The sequence below is a fragment of the Xinfangfangia pollutisoli genome, assembly GCF_020179405.1.
In the GTDB taxonomy this organism is placed as follows: Bacteria; Pseudomonadota; Alphaproteobacteria; order Rhodobacterales; family Rhodobacteraceae; genus Pseudogemmobacter; species Pseudogemmobacter pollutisoli.
In genome coordinates this window covers 1-850 of the sequence record NZ_JAICBZ010000182.1, presented here as the reverse complement: position 1 = coordinate 850, position 850 = coordinate 1, and the positions used below count along the sequence as shown (strand labels likewise).

The following is an 850-nucleotide window of genomic DNA, read 5'->3' as shown; positions in this document are numbered from 1 at the left end:
GCCGACCCCTGCGCCGGCGCCCGCGCCTGCGCCGGTTGTTGCGCCTGTGGCGGTGCCCGGGGCCGAGACGCCGGCCTTGCCCTCGTTCATGGCGCCGAACGGGGCCAAGGGCGATCTGGCCGCGGCCTGCACGGATGCGATGCTGAAAGTGTCAACCAAGGGCGGCTATGACACGGTCGCGACGATGACCGACGCGAATGTCGCGCTGACCGAGCAGTTCTGCCTGGCGCGCGGGGCCGCGATCACCACGGGTCAGGCGCTGGCCGCCAAGGTGGCGGGCTTCACGCCCGAGCAGATCGCCCAGCAATGCGCGGGCTTCGCGCCGATGCTGAAGGATCAGGTCGCGGCCCTGTCGCTGCGCCCCGAGGATGAGGTTCTGGCCTCGACCGAGGCGTTCATCCTGCAATCGGGCATGTCGGCGGCGCAGCTGTCGGGCACGGCCAAGGTCTGCCTGGGCGTCGGCTATGAGAAGGAGCAGATGGATGTGGCCATCGCCTCGGCGCTGCTGCTGACGGCGATGGGCGAGAAGGGCTATGCCGAAGTGCTGGGCCACCATCTGAGCCAGGGCTTCGGCGCGGCCGAGCGGCCGGATCTGGCGGCGCAATGGTATGATGTGGCGCTGGGCGCCATGGCGGGGGGCGATCTGTTCGCGCCGGCCATGGCGGGGCGGGCGGATCTGTTGAAGAAGGCGGCCTATACGGCGGCAGGCCGCACGGCCGAGCTGGCGCCGGAAGCGACGGTGCAGGAGGCGGCGATGCCCAGCTTCATCGTCGAGCCTGTGCCTGCACCCGTGGCCGCGCCGGCCCCAGCACCGGCCCCAGCACCGGCAGCGGTCGCGCCGGCGGCGCCC

General features: G+C 72.1%; 1 pseudogene. It reads left to right on the top strand.

Going from position 1 to position 850, the window contains the following annotated elements:
• Positions 1–850: pseudogene (locus tag K1Y73_RS21930) on the top strand (peptidoglycan-binding domain-containing protein); the annotation flags it as partial.